Source organism: Chryseobacterium sp. MA9 (assembly GCF_024399315.1).
In the GTDB taxonomy this organism is placed as follows: Bacteria; Bacteroidota; Bacteroidia; order Flavobacteriales; family Weeksellaceae; genus Chryseobacterium.
In genome coordinates this window covers 257,630-273,905 of sequence record NZ_CP075170.1, presented here as the reverse complement: position 1 = coordinate 273,905, position 16,276 = coordinate 257,630, and the positions used below count along the sequence as shown (strand labels likewise).

Genomic DNA, 16,276 nt, shown 5'->3' with positions numbered 1-16,276 from the left:
AAAATCTTAAAAACTACCTTCAGGAAAGAGGCCTTAGCAAAAATGTATACTGCTATGTAAAAGAAGTAATGCTTATGATAAAGGGTAAGCAGTTATATGCGATCGGATTTGAGAATCAGTCAGGAGGTTTTGAGCTTCGAAACTCCTTTTATAAAGGAGCTTTTCTAAAGAAAGATATTTCAGTTATTGAGTTAACAGCAGAAAATAAATTATTAGGTATTAAGAGTAGTCATACAAATAACATTCAAACTAAGATTAATACCACTGCCAAAGATAAAGATAATGGTACATATAGAAAGACCGTTGTTTTTGAAGGTTTTATGGATGCGCTATCTTTTATAGAACTTCAAAAGCTTTTATCGGGGATGTATTGATCCTTAACCCCACTTCACTTTTAAAGAAAGCAAAAGAGCAGTTAAAAAGCTACTCAGAGATCAATCTCTTTCTGGAAAATGACAATGCTGGAAGAAAATGTAAATCGGAACTATTGGAATTATTTCCTGATGCAAAGGATTATTCCGGTTTATATGCCCCTCTCAAAGACCTTAATGACTATTTAATTTACAAAACAGGGATAAAGACGAAAACAGCGGAAGTGAAAACAGAACTCAACTCCAAAAGTTCTAGGCGGCAATTTGCATCTCAAATAGAACCAGCTGAATTTATCCAGCAAAAATCATTGCCTATTCCAAGGCTCCAGAAACAGGTTCCAAATGAACACAAAAATCAGGAAGAAACCATAAATCAGGAAAAACAACAGGAACAAACGACAACGCAAAATAGGCAAAGCTACAGAAGGAGAAGGTAAGGAAATCAGGGCTGGGTAAATTTTACCCAGCTTTTATGGCAGTCTGGTACTATTTTATCCAGGTTCTCATAATACCTGCCAAGTTAACTACCCTTAATACTGCAATTACATACCATAGTCGTTCCGGCCTGATTTCAGCTTAGTTACTGAACCACCAGTTTTTTACCAATGTTACTTTTAATCCTATTGAGAAAGAACTCATGCTGGCCATATGATCCAGATCTGTAGTGGCATACGTCTTGGCAAGTCCTTTTGAATAGAGAGCAAAAACTTCCATCCTATCGGAAATAATATAGCCTGCTCCTCCATTCAAAACATAATCCAGTTTTGTTGATCTGTACAGCCTGTCTTTATTGCCATACTGATAGTTTAATTTCCAGACTACATACTCAAACTTTCCTCCAATAAGTAAAAAAAATCTTCCTTTTTCAAAATTTTGGTTAATATATTTTTTCAGATGTACTCCACCAGCATATGTTGCAAACTTTAGATTACTGTTCAATGGATTCTTAGCTGGCAAAGAAGTTTCAACAAAAGGCTGAAGGTATAAGTCACTGGAATCAAAGTAAAAGACCTCTGAAAGAGCTACATCTACTGAAAGTGTTGCGGTATATTTACTGAGCCACCTGCTTGTTCCTTCTTCTTTATTGGGAAGAGCCCCCCCGGTATAGTTCAGTCCCAGATTCCATTTTACAAACTGAGATCTCCTGTCACTATAGTTCTGTGAAAAAGCGTGCATGGAAAACATTAAAATACTGCTCAAAAGCATAATTTTTTTAATCATATCATATTAATTTTTAATATTAACTACCCTGCTGGCAGCCAAGAATGTGTTTTTTTTATATAACTCCAGATTATTTGAAATGATCACAGGAATCCTGTTATAGCACATTGGAATCTATGAAATAAGGGAACTCTAGCAGACCAAAATCCCTGTCAACAGGTAAAGGTTATCAACACAGCCATAGAGTATGAGGTATAAAAGGAATATGACATTGCTGTACTCATGAGCATAAAAGGACAGCCACATATCACTTATCTTCATAAGAGATTTAGCTTCAGTAAAAAGAGAAACCTTCAACTGTGTTGATTCGGAACTTAACAAAGGAAAAAGTCTGAATGAGGAAAGAAATTTTTTTGCAGTAAAGGGAATCCAATTCCTCCACCCAATAAGTGAGCTAGAAAAGGAAAATCAGCGTCAGATTATAATCTTTTAAAGCAACACAAATCACAAAAAAATAATGTGTGTTGTATTATTTTATTACATATTTCTTGACAGATACAAATTTCCGAAATGTCTTCTTTATTCGTAATTTACAGACCTTATCGTCTTTAAAATACAGGACCAATATTACTTTCTGTCCTATCCAGTTTCTTTTCAAATAAGACTCCCATTTACAGGATAAATAATCTCTGGACTGATTGCTTAATTCTCTATCTAATTGCTGTTTACTCATCCCAATATACCTGTGATACTTATCTTTAATTTTCATTTGAAATCTTGCTACTTTAGAAGGATTTATATTTTATTTTTTGAAGCTCTGAGTATTTTCTTCATTGCCTGGTTTCCAATCACACGCAATTTTGTAATCCATATTATTATTTATCATTAATTTCACTTTTGATTGTTTATACCAATCTATCCATCCTTATATATCCTACTACTCTGTTTTTCAATGTTATTTGCAACATCTCTATAAAAATTCATTGACAACAAAACACCTATATTCACGGTTATACCCATTCATCTTTTATGGTAGATGAAATGGATTTCCTCCAAAGTTTGCAATTTTCAGAAACTTGAAGCTTCCGAAAAGTCAACCAACATTTTTAACATTCAACTCAGAAAGAATATTTTTTTTCTCATTTTCAATTAAAAACTCTTTCAAAGCAGAATAAAGCTTTCTACCCTGATAGCCATACATTACAAGGTCTAAATCGGTAATCTTTATATAATCACCTTTCTTCATAATAAACCATGCGTTGCATCGAACCGGCCAGTTAAGAGTTTGTAGAGGAATTTCGACACTTATCTTCTCAACTGAATCACAGGTGGTTTTTTGGTTAGCTGGTAATACAATGCTACAAAGAGTTATATCTTTAATTTCTATTTCACCATTCTTATAAAAGATTATTTCTCTTTCAAGCAAAGCATAGAAACAGAAATAAATTATTCCTCCTACAGATATTAAAACCATAAAAAACATTAAAATTAAAAATCTATTATAATTTCCATCAATTTCATGTTCTGATGTAGAGGTTACCACAGTAATAGCAATTACACATAACAGAAATAAAAATATGACCCGAGGTACTAAAAAAAAATTTCGCCCCTTAGTACATAAGTCTCCACTATCTAATTTATATGTACGAAATCCAAGTAAATGTGGGAAATTCATTTTATTTCTTATGGGTTAACAAAAAGTTGATTTTAGGTAATATCATTTTGGAGCAATACTATCAATCCAAGATTTATTATCTCCAGCAAGTAAATTATTCCTGTTTAAAAGTATTTAAGTTTTGATAAAAGCAGAGATAATAAAATACCTCTGCTCTGTCAAACCGACGATCAAGGATGAAAAAAAATTCATTTCAAATTTACTGATATTACACCTCAATATTTATACGTCAAAAAAACTTCAATTCATAACTTAATGATTATTAGCATACTAAATCTAAATTGAAGTACTTTTAAAGTACAAAGTATACAATTCATTTATAGATTCTCTTTAAAGAAGGAAAAAACTATTCACCAGGTGATCCCGTATATCGCTCTTTGCCATTCTTACGGTTGGCCGCTTACTTCTTGAAGCGCTTTGAAACCAAAGTCTGGCGTGTTGCCTGTTTGGCCCTGCATACATAAAATTTGTTTTGATACAAAACTTTCAAGTATATTTTCCATTATAGTTCTAATATCCATTTTTGAAGGTCCACATGCTGTGGCAATTTCAATTTTTTCTTCAATCTGTACCTCTTCGTCTCAGCACCTCTTAAACTTATACTTTCGTATTTGCAGATTTCTTTATTGGTCAGATTTAATCTCAGATAAGCACTGAACTTAACATCATGGTAGGTAAGATCAGGAGTATGTTCGATCAGTTTTTCATAAAATTCCGGATATACTTCTTTGAAACGTTTTAGAAATAGAGGATTCCGGTTTTCCATAAGGTGTATAACCTCCTCAAAGGAATCATTCACTTTCAGTTTAAGGGTTTCAACTTCTACTGTTTTCTTCCTAATAAGTCTGTCTTTTTTTAATTTATTTCTTTTATAGACTTTCCGGTTAAAATATATCAATCCTACAAAGACTATGAGGATTATTACAACGATCAGATAAAATACTCTCCTTTCCTGTCCCTTATCTTCATAATTCAATTCAACCAACTTATTGACAGCAAGATTTACAGCTTCTTTCTCATTTTTATCTAAGCTATCATTTAAGACTGTATACTGTCTTAGATATTCGTTTGATTTTTTAATTTCATGAAGTGATTTGTAAACATTGGAAATTGTATCATATGCCGTAAGTAAAGCAGGCTTATTTTTCGTTTGCTCAAAAATGTCAACAGTCTTCAGATAATACTCTAAGGCTTTTCTTTTATCTCCTTTAGTATTGTATAGATCTCCATAACTAAAAAATGCTATGGCTTTATCAGTAATGCTTGCAGTATTGAAATTAAGAACTGCTTTGTTCATATAATACTCAGCAGAATCTAAATGAATATTTTTATCAATAAAACCATCTGCTATTCTTGTATAAGTAAGTGTACCCGGCATCACATCCAGCATCTTCTTCTTCATACTATGTAAAGAATCAGCATCTTTAGTTCTTATAAAGTTTGTACATTTCCAGGAATAATTATAGAACAAAAGAAATTTTCTTTGCTTTTCATTTGAAACCTTTCTGATATAGTGTTCCGCTTTATTAAAAGCGATATTAGATTGTCCAAACAACCCTAATCGTGTATAGTTTCTGCCATATTCGTTATATAAATTTCCGGTTAAAAACGGAGAATTGATATTGTTCATCTCTTTTTTTGCTTTGTCAAGATACTCCAGGCTTTCTTTGTGCTTACTGAAACTGCAGAGAATACTTCCAATATTAGTGTACACCATAATAATTCCTTGAGTATCTCCATTGTTTTCATAATCCGTAAGGACGTGGGTATTAAATTTCAAAGCTCCTTCAAAATCTCCTTTTCTTTTATACGCTAATGTTGTTTTCATGGGTTCAGGGAGAAAAGAATAATTTTGAGCATTAAAAAACAAGAAAAGGAAAAGAGAGAATAAGGATAATATTTTAATTGTAAAATTTGGGAACATGTTTAGGGAAAGCATATTTATAAAAATATTTCATAGTTTTTTAGATATTAAAATATAATATCATAATATAAATAATGTGAATTTTTTCCAACAAGCTGCTGTGGATTATCATACAAATGTATTGGAGCATATCTTGAATAAAGCTAAATTGTTTTGACAAAAGCAGAGATAATAAATACCTCTGCCCTGTCAACACAACTACAAAGGATGAAAAAGTTATTTCGTTTTGAATATATCAACTATACAGCTTACCATCGATACATCAAAAAACCGTCACATCATAACCGCTTAATTATGTATTCATGACAATACAAATGAAGTAAATTAGAAGTAAAGGATATCAGGCTTAAATCCTCCATTCAAAAAACATTTAAATGCAGCAACTAAATGAACAGCATCTTTATATGATATAGTTCTATTTTTACATCTGCCTTTATTCCAAGTTATTTCTTACTATCAGTGCATCCTAATATGATGAATTCTCATGCAAAACAAATAATTTCTTCCACCTTGCTAGAGTATTGCGGCTTAATTTGAAATGTGAAGCTAATTCTGTATTGTTAAGTTTATTTTTTACTTGATAATCTAAAATTTCCATCACTGTTTCCTTATTATAGGATTTATGTTTCTGACTAAATTGCCACATATTTTGATCTTCACCTTCCCAAATGATGTGATTCAGTTTGAACATATCTAAAATTGTCAGTTTATCTTTATGTAATAGAGATCTACAGAGCCTCAACTTATCTGGATATTTTGTATTAATAAGGTCTGTGTAAATCCTTTTATAATCCGGCTTTAATTTTCCCATTGTGTAATTTTTTTTAATTCTTAGTGACCATTATTCCACAAGCTCTTTTGAAAAGGCAGGGGAATATCCCCATCCCCCCTGCCAGCAAACACAAACACTTTTCGAACATGAAAAAGTGAAAGAAGAATAACTTCCGGATAAATGTATCAACATTAGCACAAAGCCTTATTACATCAAATACACGTCAACATATAACAGACTTAAAATCAGTACACTTAATTTAAAATAGCGTAGATTTGAAGTGGAATAAAATATTCTATTGAGCAAAACCGATGTACCTTAACATGATTAATCAATCACTAAAATGATAGAATAAACCAATAAAAACAGCTTCAATAATTAAAACCACATTTATTATAGGAAACAATAACAACAGCCAACTATAACGCTTAACAGAGCAGTATTTAATTTTAGTAAAAGGTTTGCTAATTCTTATTGATTATAATTTTTGACCATATTTACTTATCCATTTATAAAGCGTGCTCTTTGGAATTCTATATTCTTCAATCACCTGAGATTTGGTTTTACTCCCGGTAAATATTAATTCTAAAACAAAATCTATGATCTGTTTGTTATAAAGATTCTTCCGGAACTTAGGTAAGGAACCCTCCACCTCAGAATACTCCTTATCACTCATAGAGCTTGGTGGTGAATAAAGGATAAGATGCTGACTATATAATCTGAAAAAATCATATTGTAACAATTTGCTCCATTTTAAAAGCATTTCAGAATCTATACTTTTCTGAGTAAACATTTCCTTAATTATTATCCTGTCCTTTCCGAAAAAATTGCACGTTCTCTCCATAGGAATATTCATATCTTTCCATCTGGTCTCAATCACTTCTCCAATATGTATGCTCTTTATATTCATTATTTTATTTTTAAAAATTTTTCAATTTGCCATTTAGAGTTTTTAATCCATGAACATTTCTTAATCTGATCATGGATTTTCAGATTAAGAAATATTAAAGTTTCTTGAAAAAACAAGGGGTATCAAAAAGTAAGGTACTTTTATAATACCCCATAAAAAAACAAGGTTGAAAATATTATACTAACACAGTTTCATCAATTTGGAAGCATATAATACCCAATTGTAACTTTTTCCTCCTTACTCTGTCGGAATTTTACATTGTACAGACATTGGCTATAAGTAGACGCTTTATATTTATATAATGAGATTTTATGTATGATAAACAATAATGTCAAACCCAACTATTTTATTTCGGCAAGACTGCTTATACCTTGTCAATCTATCATTCTTTAGTACCTTTTTTCCCAAAAATTTTTAACAATGATACTAGACAACATTACTATACCCTCTTCAAAAAAAATACACAGGTATTTTTTTCTCCAGAAATGATCCTTCTCTAAATAAAAGATCCATTCATCAGAATGTGGATCATTGAATTGATCATCTTTTATAGTTTCCAAAATTTCCTTTTTTGTTTTACCGGAAAGTTTGTCAAAATCTTTTTTCATAATTTTTTCATCAGCACCCGAAAGGGTAAGCAGAAAGCTATTCATTTGTATTCCTTTCATTATTTATCAAACTTATACTTAGAAAGTATTTTGTACCATTTTTCTTCTCCCAGCTGATAATTTTTCAAATTATAAAGAGTTCTGTTTCTAAAACTATGATACAACTTCGATTCTAATTTTAAGCTTATCATTTTGTAATCATTGTCAAAACGCTTTTCATCTTTCAGTACAGTTGTATGAAGTCTGATCCATAAATCAATGACTGCCATCCAACGACCGGAAGTATACAATACATTCCAATCCAGATCATTTGTAATCCAATCGGCATTATTACGCGCTTTTTCATTTTCACATTCAAGTAATTGAGTACCCTGCCCTCTTGAAACATTTTCAATTTGTAGAAACTTACTAACGTAATCATTATTTTTTCCTAATTGAATTTGAAAAGATTCGTATAGCTTTTTTTGCTTTATGCGTTCTGTATTGAATATACTATAGTTTTCATCCTCTTTTGAAAATGCAAAAACAGCCATTTGCATTGAAAGGTATCGGTCTACAATCCTGTTGTGCATTTGTGATAATTCATTTAGCTTTTCGTTTTCTTTAGTATTTCTGTATATAATGTTTTCTTTGGGCCATTGTATAGATTTACAATGTATAGAACAATTTTCTCCGGATATATATATATCTAAACCAGCAACTTCACAGGCATGATCATAAATAAGCAAACGTCCCATTCCCTTGTAGTTATTAAATTTCTTAGAGATATTTATTATAATCCTTTCATTTTCAGGAATGATACCCTGGCTTATTGTTATACAATTTTCGCCTTGATAAATTACAAAATAATAAGTCTTTCCTGAAAGTCCTGAGAAATACATTTTTATACTTTCAGTTTTTGAGTTGTTCATATTTATGTCATTAAAAATATTTAGAATAATGATATTAGTGATATCCATTATTTAAGCTCCTCATCATGTGTATTAGTATTTTTTACTACCTGTTTCAAATGTATTGCTGTTACTGTATAAATTAATTACTTCAAATTTACGCCAACGACCTACCGTGCTAAATATCAATAAAATAGCTTTAATTAATAATTCATTGAGGCGGATGTAAATGAAAATATTTATTTAGAAGTCCCCCTACTACATTGTACGTAAATATTACGAAGCAATCCAATCCGCATAATACTTTTCCCGGACCTTTCTCTTTTAATAAAAACAGATACATGGTTAAAATGTACCTGTCAATCAAATCAATCAAAATAAAAAAACAATGATTTTAAAACTTCTTTTTTAGGTTGCGATGATTTTTGTTATTATTGAACACTTCGAAAGTTTTGTTGCATAAGCTTAATATTATTGAATAACACATTTACCTGTTGTAGAAGTTCCTATTGGAACTGATCCGAATCCATAACCCCCTCCATTCCAAAGGCTTCCTGCAGAGCATGTATAATTGAGAAGGACTAATGTGTTATTACTATATCGGAAACATTCATAATAATTATTCTTTCCAGCAGGCCCAAAAAGATAACATGCTGAACCTGATGTACTACCAATATATCTTGAACATGAAACGGTTGTTGGTGCTACCTCTACTGTAAACGTACATAATCTTCCTCCAATATTTATCGCGAAACTGGCTGTTACATTATTTCCGGCTGATATTGAAGGTGTTCCGGTAATAGTAAGTGTAAGATTTCCACTACCATTAGCAAAACTCCCTGCAGCCAAAGTGGCTGTTAAACCTGTTACTCCTGTAGATGTTACGGTTTGTCCATTATGTAAGCCGCCGTTCCCACCTGTATAAGATTACTGAATTAACCCCTGAAGCTGCAGTACCTCCAGTTAAAGTACTATTATTAACTGCATTTGCACAATTTATGTAGTTATAGCTCTAGTACAATTATCCTTCCAGACAACACCATTCCAATATTGCATACAATACTATTTACGTAAACTAGTGTAGAGGGAACTACACTTGTCATCGACTGAGCTCTCTGTCTGTCTACCCGTGGGATCAGAAGCCCCTCTGCTATTGAAGAAGTTCCTGTACTGTTTTTAGCATTAATATCAAATGTTGCTTTAGGCTCCGCGGTGTTGATTCCAACCTGAGAAAAAGCAACACTTGAAAAAATCAATGCCAATAAAGTAATTGTATTTTTTTTCATTTCCTTAATTTGTTTAACATTAAATTTTTTATCCTTGTGTGTTTAGAATCGTAAATCAATCTCAGAAAATGACCGGTTAAAAAATTTTCATCATTGTTTCGTGATTACAGTTGCAAATTTATACCCTCACTGACAAAAAAATGGTACTACAACTCTACACAAATTCATTACACATTGATTTAAAGGTATTTACATCCATATATGTAGTAGAAATTAAGTAGAACAAAAAAGAGATGATAATAAAATAATGACCAAAATATTGGTTTTTCAGATCTAATGATTACTAATTTAAATCACTATTTGTTTTTTTATCAACTAAAATAAAAGAGATATGTATATTTCCAGATTATAAGTAAAAAGAAGCTGGTAATAAAATTATTACCAGCTTCAAAATATAAACAAGTGAAAAAAAATTGTTAGTATATTTTCCAATTATTTTTTTACAACCAATCAACAAGATATTATATAAACTCAATTAGCTTTTATTAATACTTTTTAAACTTAGCGTAAATCTAGGTAATAAGTAATACTACAATACTACGCATCGTATTATCTTACCAATTATCAATGATTTACAACTCACAGTAAGTAGAAATATAGTATATCTTATAAACAGTTAATAATTTTTTATATCTATAAACTTTTATTAATAATTTTAAATTATTACATTTGTTTTACGCAAAAAATAGATAATGTTCCCCAATTATATTATAAAGTTTTTTTCCCTATTATTCTTACTATTCGTTACACAATATCATTCACAGGATATTTCTTTTTTACCCGGACCCATAAAAATTAATGCAGAATACCTAAATAAGGGTGATTATCATGGGGCATTAGAATTTAATCTGAATGCTTTAAAGAGCTATGAAGAGAACAATGACACAGAGGGTATGGCAATGATTTATACCAATGTAGGGAATATACTTTTGATGTTCGGTAAATATAAAGAGAGTCTTCATTATCTGGATAAAGCCAAGGACAAAATAGGAAAAAATAAAAACCCTTTGTTAAATGCAAGACTATACAATGAGTATGGGAAAAATTACACCAAGCTAGGGTTGTTCAAACAATCTAATGCAGCGTTTGATAAAGCGGTACAAAATATAAAAAAGATTGCCAATGAAAAACAAAAGATATTTTATCTAGCAAGTAACTATTCGTGGAAGCGGAGTAATTTTCTAGAACTGCATCAAATAGATTCTTTACGAAATATAGAACAGAAATACTTAAATCTCAAATCTGGTGTTATTGCATATACAAGAAGGGCAGATTACTTTATTGCTCATAAAATGCATTTAGATTCTGCAGAATATTATTTGAATAAAGCTCTTTCATCACCAGATAAAACTTTTATTTATGATAAAGCTATCACATTGTTCAGTTATGGAGATCTGTATACGGTAAAAAAAGAACATGAAAAAGCGTTAGAATATTATTTTAGTTCACTCGAAATTTTTAAAAAAACAAAAACCGCAAATGCAATAAAGATAACCTACGACTCAATTTTTGGCGCCTATAAAGCTCTTAATAACATCGAAAAATCAAATGAATATTTAAGAAAATATACAGCTTTAAATGACAGCCTTAATAAACAGGAAAAAGAAGCTGTAGCTATAGTTCTAGACAGACTTCTTCTGGAAGAAAAAAAAGAAAAAGACCAGGAAAAAAACAAACTCTACTTGCTCATTTCTATTATTACCATTAGTTCCCTGATCTTACTATATTTTATTCGTAAGGCTTATATCTCCAATCAAAAGAAAAAAGATCAGTTGATTGAGAAACAATCTAAAAAATTAGAAGTACAGGTCAGTAAGTCTTTTGATCAGCTTACTGAGTTAGCAGCATCCGGGAGTCCTTTTTTTCTCATGCGTTTTAAGGAAATTTATCCTGAATTTTATGAAAGCTTACTATTATATAATTCTGATCTTACAGACTACGATTTAAAGCTTTGTGCCTATATAAGGATGAGTCTTACTACTAAAGAAATCGCCAAGTATGATAATATCAGCCTAAGAACGACTGAAACCAGAAAATACAGGCTTAAAAAGAAATTAGAACTGTCTCAGGAAACCGATCTCAATAAATGGATATTAGATTTATAAACCTAAATGCAGCATTCCCTATACAATAATAATATACCCACTATTATTCATTTAATAATTTATCAATAACCGCATCTAAAATATCTGCCTTTTGAATAGCAGCAAACAATGCAATTTTCGATTTTTTATCAATAATAAGTTGAGTTGATATGCAAATACATTGTATTGATTGATTATATTGTTTGCTTGAGGCACAATGTTATATTTAAACTCTTTTTTTGATAAAAATTTTGTCAAGGCAGCCTTATCACTAAAAGTTAGCCCTAAAAAAACGACATCCTTTCCTGAGTATTTATCTACCAGATGATTAAGTTCGGGCATTTCCTTTTCACACGGCTGGCATCCTATAAACCAGAAATTAATCACAATTACTTTCCCTTTAAGATTTTCTAAAGTATAGGTAGTATTGGCTAAGTCTACCGCTTTAAATGGTTTTGCAAGCTTTTTTGGCCCTTCTAATTTTTTAAGAAAATTATCTTTTGAATTATCAGAGACCTGTGGTTTCTCATCCTGAGAAAGCTTTCTTAATACATTCACTTTTATTTCCCCTTTTTCATTTTGATAAAAAGTAGATGCATATTCATTGCTATCAAGCAAACTAAGTAACTCTTCTATAGAAAGTTCTTCTCCTTCAGGTGAAAAAGATATAATTTCATCAAAATAGACAGGACCTTTCATTTCGTCAACTTTCTTAAGCCCTATTGCCACTTCATTAGATTTTTTGGCTGCACTAAGTTTATGTATAGAAGAGTTATCTTTTGGACCATTTGATGTATTTGCATTTACCTGAGCAGAATACATACAGGATAGTACAATCGCTGATAATATTAAGCATTTTTTTTTCATTATAAACCTGTTTAAACTTTTATTTTTCTAAGGAACAGAGGTAAAACACTTTCCAGCAAGTTTTTTTGCTTTTCATATTGGTTTTCTGTCCCGCCAACAGAATATTTATCTGCAAAGTCTCTTTCTAATTCGGCAAGCTTAAAAAAGAAATAAAAGTTTTTTCATGTTTGAAATTAAATTAAAATTACATTGGCCCTGATAGAAAGACCTCAACTCTTTTCAAAAAATAAATGAACAAATATTGCCCTTCAATATATACAAACATCAAAATAACTGTCTGTTTATTTAATTAAAATTCAATCATTTGTTAAAATTTATATAATTATTTAAAAACTCTCAATAAAACCAATCTTATATAAAATTTAAATATTTTTTTTCTACAAAAAAAGACAGCCAAGTTAGTCATCTTTAAAATATACTATCAATTCAAATTATTACTTAATAGTTTTAAACATTTCTGTTTAAAACCGTCTTTAAATATGTAATGTTATTAAATAGAATGTATTCTTTGAATATTGTTAATACAAAAAAGTCTCCCCTAAGGAAGACTAAAACACAAATGATGAAAAAAAAATTCTATCTCAAGTGTACAATAAAAAAAATAAATAATAAGACAAGTTTCTTATTTGTAAGGGAGGGAAATCTAATTTAATACGAAGCCATTTTGGTAGATTTTTGACTTTTTGACTCAGGTTCATGGTGAAAAACAACCATATCAAAATCTTTTCTCAAAAAAGTCAGCAACTCCATTTTCAAATGTATCGAAATCAGAAAACAATTTTTCACTTTTTCTTTCAACATTACCCGACTCACACAGATTTTGCATCCTCATAAATTGAGGATAATCAGTAATTATTCATAAAAATCCAAATATATTTAGTATAATCTAGATTTTCCTCATCCCTATTTTAAGACTTATCACTTTAGACGTTTTACACCAAAATAAGTTGATGGAAAGCCACTTAATTGCCCTCTCACAAGAGCCCCACCACTTATTCCTGTTTGATCTATTGCAAATGTATACGTTTTTCCTGATTCTAATTCCATAGCTACATTAAAACCTAAATTTTTCACACTTCCAGCTGGTAAATTAACTGTTTCCAGATTTCGAGAAAGCCATGAATTATCTGTTACACTACGTATCCCATAATAACAATTCCCACTTATGCTTCCCTGAGGCTGTATAGAAAAATTCATAGTTACCAGATAAGTTCCAGAATTGGCTACCTGAAAAGAGTTAGTTGTTGATGTTCCTGTAAATGAGTTATAATTATCTATAATTTCTGTAGTTATATTTCCTATACTAACAGCTGTAGCATTTACCATAGGCCAGTCGGCAGACATCCTAGCAGATATTTCTTGGGCAATCTGTTGCTGCCCGTTTATTACAATCAGGGTTCCGGTGCCATTGGGAAGGTTTAAAGATGGTGTAGTCACGGCTTGCCAAATTGTTCCGTCAAAAGAATAATTGCCGGGACTTGTCACATTTACAGTTTGCCCTGCAGGAGCTGTATCTGCAGCGGTTACATATACTAATGCTCCTGTTTGGTCAGTAGTATATGTTTTTGCTCTTAGTTGATCGCCGGTAAGCCGCGGGGCAATAATACCGTCTAAGCTTGAAGGCAATAGCGGTTTCCCTACAACATCCAGAGTAGCCTGCGGAGTAGACGTATTAACCCCAATTTGCGCACTGAACAGACCTGCTGTTGCTAATGCCAATAATAAAGTAACTTTGTTTTTCATTGTTTTTTAAATTTTTTGTGTGTTTTTTTTGTGTGTTTTTAGAATTGTAAATTTTGACGCTTAAAAAACGATATAAAAGTTTAGGCCGATAAAGTTAAATACTACTTAATTAAAAGGCACTACTGCAATTATACTACTCAATCATAGAGGTTTTAAAAAAAAATCAGTTATAGTATTTAACAAATAATAAGATAAGCTTCTTATTTGTAAGGGAGGGAAATTCAATTTAATTTAATACGAAGCCATTTTGGTAGATTTTTGATTTTTGGGCTCATTTTCATGATGAAAAACAACAATATCAAAATCTTTTCTCAAAAAAGTTAGCAACTCCATTTTCAAATGTATCAAAATCAGAAAACAATTTTTCACTTTTTCTTTCAACAAAAGCTATATTACTCGACTCACACAAATTTTGCATCCTCATCATTTGAGGATAATCCGTAATAACAGCATTTCTAACCTGTATTCTTCCCAATTCGGACTAAGATTTATCTTTTATTAAAAAGTATTACTCATCCAAATATTATAAAACTCAATTAGATATTAAACATTTTTTTCCATTTTGCCACAGAATTTCTACTTATTTTAAAATGTCTGGATACTTGAGAATTATTTAATTCATTTTTCTTTTGATATTCAAGTATTTCTAAAATCGCTTGCTGGTCATAAAACCTATGCTTTTGATTAAATACTTCAATATCTTTATCAGGTGCCCCACATATGAGCTGGTTGATTTTAATAATATCTAAAACAGATAGCACTTTCTTATTCAAAATACCTGAGCAAATAAGAATCTTCTCAGGAAATTTTTTAGAAAGCATATCTTCGTAGATTTTTTTATAATCAGGACTGTTTATACTTTGTTGCTGTATTTGTCTATCCATTTATATAAAGTAGTTTTTGGAATTTTATATTCTTTAATAATTTCTAGCTTGGTTTTTTCACCGGTATTTACTAACTCTATTAAAAACTCAATAATTTCTCGAGTATAAAGGTTTTTTTTAAATAGTGGAAGATTAGTATCTTCCTTTGCCTTTTCGATATATCCATTTGAAGATGGAGGAGAGTATAAAATAAGATGTTGTGAGTAAATTCTAAAGAAATCATACTCTAATAATTTACACCATTTAAGAATCCTATCCGAATCAAGTGTTTTTTCCCTCAACATCATTTGAATTTCACTTTCCGTAGAGCTAAAGAACTTGCATGCTCTCTCCATTGTAATGTCGCCTTCATTCCATTTAGCTTCTATTAACTCCCCTAATGAATATTTTTAAAATCGAGCATATTATTATTTTTTTAATAAAAAATTAAATACAATACTTAAATTTAAGCATTATAATGTAATTATGATTATTTTTCTTAACTCATCCTAAAAATATCATTTTTTTACATCAAATTTAAATTTATAAACATTAATTATTATTAATAACATATAAAAATTGTCACAAAAAACATTAATTAATTCAAATAAAGCACTGAAAATCAATACACATAAATTACAAAGCATTAGTAATGTATATTTATCTGCTAAATACCTTAAAAGAGAAATCTATTTTCGATTTTAATAAATTATACTTTTAGCATTATAAAATATTGTACACCCCATTATGCATTTAGAAAAAATATCATGGGATAAATCTTTTTTACCACCTGGAATTTCAGAAGTCGCTAAAGTACTATTAGAATCTACAACAAAAGTATCTGCATAAAGTTCCCATTGATCTGTATCCGTAGTATGTATAGCAATATATACAGTTTGACCAATGTAAGCCGACAAATTGAATGTTTTTTGTATCCAGGTGTCCGGTGCTTTTTCTTTTGCCTGAAGAACTGTTGTAAACGCTCCAATTGTTTGATTGGTAGTAGAAAGCAAAATTCATAATTTTCTAAGTAAGCAAAACTTCTTGGTCTGACATAAAAAGAAATTCTGTCACTCATTCCTGCTTGTACATTAATTGTTTTTGTAATTAAATAATCATCAT

17 protein-coding genes are annotated in these 16,276 nt (G+C 30.5%); 3 read left to right on the top strand and 14 right to left on the bottom strand.

Annotated elements, in window-relative coordinates; translation table 11 throughout:
* Positions 1–74: 74 nt before the first annotated feature.
* Entirely contained in the window at positions 75–374 is a 300-nt protein-coding gene (locus KIK00_RS01205) for a toprim domain-containing protein (protein WP_255814751.1), read from the top strand.
* Positions 371–808 carry a toprim domain-containing protein gene (locus tag KIK00_RS01200; protein ID WP_255814750.1) on the top strand — a complete coding sequence of 146 codons (438 nt, stop codon included), beginning with the start codon at positions 371–373 and terminating at the stop codon, positions 806–808. The genes KIK00_RS01205 and KIK00_RS01200 overlap by 4 nt, the downstream gene beginning before the upstream one ends.
* Positions 809–947: 139 nt before the next feature.
* On the opposite strand, the gene KIK00_RS01195 is transcribed toward KIK00_RS01200, so the two are convergent.
* The 9 genes from KIK00_RS01195 to KIK00_RS01155 all read right to left on the bottom strand — a co-directional run bounded on the left by KIK00_RS01195 (position 948) and on the right by KIK00_RS01155 (position 9,597).
* Positions 948–1,592: a hypothetical protein gene (locus tag KIK00_RS01195; RefSeq protein ID WP_255814749.1), complete on the bottom strand. Its 645-nt coding sequence runs from the start codon at positions 1,590–1,592 to the stop codon at positions 948–950.
* A 1,033-nt stretch (positions 1,593–2,625) separates the two neighbouring features.
* A complete protein-coding gene (locus KIK00_RS01190; protein ID WP_255814748.1) occupies positions 2,626–3,207 on the bottom strand; it encodes a hypothetical protein in 582 nt (193 codons plus the stop codon).
* 502 nt (positions 3,208–3,709) lie between these two features.
* Positions 3,710–5,035: a lipopolysaccharide assembly protein LapB gene (locus tag KIK00_RS01185; protein WP_255814747.1), complete on the bottom strand. Its 1,326-nt coding sequence runs from the start codon at positions 5,033–5,035 to the stop codon at positions 3,710–3,712.
* A 562-nt stretch (positions 5,036–5,597) separates the two neighbouring features.
* Positions 5,598–5,942 (bottom strand): helix-turn-helix domain-containing protein, encoded by a 345-nt coding sequence (locus KIK00_RS01180; RefSeq protein ID WP_255814746.1) that lies wholly within the window; start codon positions 5,940–5,942, stop codon positions 5,598–5,600.
* Positions 5,943–6,381: 439 nt separating this feature from the next.
* A complete protein-coding gene (locus KIK00_RS01175) occupies positions 6,382–6,813 on the bottom strand; it encodes a transposase (RefSeq protein ID WP_255814745.1) in 432 nt (143 codons plus the stop codon).
* A 389-nt stretch (positions 6,814–7,202) separates the two neighbouring features.
* Complete coding sequence (locus KIK00_RS01170) at positions 7,203–7,421, bottom strand: hypothetical protein (RefSeq protein WP_255814744.1); 219 nt, start codon at positions 7,419–7,421, stop codon at positions 7,203–7,205.
* Between the two features lie 59 nt (positions 7,422–7,480).
* Entirely contained in the window at positions 7,481–8,380 is a 900-nt protein-coding gene (locus tag KIK00_RS01165) for an alkyl hydroperoxide reductase (protein ID WP_255814743.1), read from the bottom strand.
* 402 nt (positions 8,381–8,782) lie between these two features.
* On the bottom strand, positions 8,783–9,160 hold the full coding sequence (locus KIK00_RS01160) for a hypothetical protein (protein ID WP_255814742.1): 378 nt from the start codon (positions 9,158–9,160) through the stop codon (positions 8,783–8,785).
* A gap of 155 nt (positions 9,161–9,315) precedes the next feature.
* Positions 9,316–9,597, bottom strand: coding sequence for a hypothetical protein (locus KIK00_RS01155; protein ID WP_255814741.1), 282 nt, complete (start codon positions 9,595–9,597; stop codon positions 9,316–9,318).
* 893 nt (positions 9,598–10,490) lie between these two features.
* Between KIK00_RS01155 and KIK00_RS01150 the strand changes: the two genes are divergently transcribed.
* A complete protein-coding gene (locus KIK00_RS01150) occupies positions 10,491–11,702 on the top strand; it encodes a hypothetical protein (protein WP_255814740.1) in 1,212 nt (403 codons plus the stop codon).
* Between the two features lie 75 nt (positions 11,703–11,777).
* Here KIK00_RS01150 and KIK00_RS01145 read toward each other — a convergent pair whose 3' ends face one another.
* The 5 genes from KIK00_RS01145 to KIK00_RS01125 form a co-directional block, all read right to left on the bottom strand.
* On the bottom strand, positions 11,778–12,548 hold the full coding sequence (locus tag KIK00_RS01145) for a TlpA disulfide reductase family protein (RefSeq protein ID WP_255814739.1): 771 nt from the start codon (positions 12,546–12,548) through the stop codon (positions 11,778–11,780).
* Positions 12,549–13,466: 918 nt separating this feature from the next.
* Positions 13,467–14,291 carry a hypothetical protein gene (locus KIK00_RS01140; RefSeq protein ID WP_255814738.1) on the bottom strand — a complete coding sequence of 275 codons (825 nt, stop codon included), beginning with the start codon at positions 14,289–14,291 and terminating at the stop codon, positions 13,467–13,469.
* 536 nt (positions 14,292–14,827) lie between these two features.
* Positions 14,828–15,175: a helix-turn-helix domain-containing protein gene (locus KIK00_RS01135; RefSeq protein WP_255814733.1), complete on the bottom strand. Its 348-nt coding sequence runs from the start codon at positions 15,173–15,175 to the stop codon at positions 14,828–14,830.
* Positions 15,145–15,510, bottom strand: coding sequence for a transposase (locus KIK00_RS01130; RefSeq protein ID WP_255814737.1), 366 nt, complete (start codon positions 15,508–15,510; stop codon positions 15,145–15,147). Before KIK00_RS01130 ends, KIK00_RS01135 begins: the two co-directional genes overlap by 31 nt.
* A 345-nt stretch (positions 15,511–15,855) precedes the next feature.
* Entirely contained in the window at positions 15,856–16,167 is a 312-nt protein-coding gene (locus tag KIK00_RS01125) for a choice-of-anchor J domain-containing protein (RefSeq protein ID WP_255814736.1), read from the bottom strand.
* Positions 16,168–16,276 lie beyond the last annotated feature (109 nt).